This is a genomic window from Pseudomonas sp. BS-2016, assembly GCF_001806145.1.
GTDB lineage: Bacteria > Pseudomonadota > Gammaproteobacteria > Pseudomonadales > Pseudomonadaceae > Aquipseudomonas > Aquipseudomonas lundensis.
The window spans coordinates 1-1,622 of record NZ_MLCT01000045.1 but is presented as its reverse complement, the minus strand read 5'-3'; the positions used below and the strand labels follow the sequence as shown (position 1 = coordinate 1,622).

Here is a 1,622-nt window from a genome sequence, read left to right as displayed (position 1 = left end):
TGCTGACTATCTTGGCGTTACCAACGGTCAGATTCGAGCCATGGCTGCCGAGGGCAAGATCACGGCCGAGGTTGTAACTAACGCTCTGTTGCGTTCGCTCTCATCGCTCAATGAAGAGCTGGATCGAATGCCGCGCCGTTTCGAGCAGGCATCAACCGCGCTAAAGAACAATTTCCTTGCAGCGGTTGGGCAGGTGGATATTGATCCTCTAATCAGCTCTGTCGATGCCCTGGCAACGTCACTCGCTGACCCCAAGGTAATTGATGGTATTCAAAGCATCGCCACCGGGATTGGTCAGGTCGTCGCTGTTGGGGGGGCCGGACTTAAAACTGTGGTGAGTAACACCGATGCCCTGATGGCGATAACTGGTGCCTACGCCGTCAAAGTTGGCGTTGGCTTGGCTAACTCTCTTTTTGTTTCCGCCAAAGCTCGCCTGGTTGATTTAGCAGCAACCAATCAACAGATCATAGCTTCGAAACAGGCAGAGGTTGCCTCTGCTGCTGAGGCTGTGGCAATGCAGAGCGTTGTGGTTTCCTCTACCGAGGCAGCTCTAGCTCGGGCTTACTACGCCAGGGCAGAGGCGATAGCCACATCGCAGTCTGAGCTGAATAGCATTCGCCAATTGAAGGCTGTAACGGCTCAGCTGGCTGCCGATAGAAGCCTTGAGATTCAAAGACAAAAGGCGCAAATAAACAACATCGGCTTGGCTGCCTCTCATACAAGGCTTGCAGAAATACGCACAGCCGAGGTGGCCATTACGTCTCAGCTAGCAGCAGCGGAAGCGAGACTTGCGGTTTCACGGCAGGCAGAGCTGGCCACTGGGGCAATTGTAGGTCAGCAGACGGCTGCTCTTAATGCTGCGCGCACTGAAGGCGCGGGTATTTTGGCTGCTCAAACAGCCGCTCAAAATGCACTGAATGCTGCCGAGTCAAGAGGTGCTGCTACCCGCGGCGCCGCGCTTGCAGCTCTTGGGGGGCCGCTTGGCTTAGTAACGCTTGGCCTCGCCGCCGCCGCTGGCTACATCTACTTCAGCAGTTCGGCTGATTCGGGCACGCAGTCGCTTATTGAGCAGAACCTCACGCTTGATGAGACAGTCGATAAATTTGACCAGCTCACAGCGGCTCAGCAGCGAAATCAGGCGTCGAAGTGGGCTGAGGCTCAAAAGTCAGCACTCGACGATGCTGCATCGTCGGCACGCAAGTACGCCAATATTGCGCAGGGAGCCTTAACGTCGTCTGGTGCGGCTCGCGTCGAGGATATGCGTGCTCTATCGGCAATGATTGCCGAGGTGGGCTCCGGCAAGAAGACGTTAGATGATGTGACGGTCTGGCTGCAATCCACTCAGTCTCTTGCAGGGGGCTTTAAAACATCGCTTGAGGAAATAGCAGCCGGCTATGACTCAAGCCTGCAAAGCGCTGCGGCGTACGGCGATCGCATTAACGCAGTTGCAACCGCATCCAATCAGGCAGCAGGAAGCACTGACCGGCTGGCCGCGGCACAATCCAAGGCCGGTGATAATCAAAAAGTAAGCGCCGCCGCCTGGGACAAGTACATCGAGCAGCTCACCAAGGCTCGCGACCTGATAGGCGCTAACGCTGCTGCCGAAGCCGAATACACCGCTC

Annotated in this window: 1 protein-coding gene; it reads left to right on the top strand. The window is 56.2% G+C overall.

Annotated features, from left to right (window positions below):
* The coding region (locus BKD70_RS25135) for a tape measure protein (protein WP_256543182.1) at window positions 1-1,622 on the top strand (1,622 nt) is incomplete at both ends.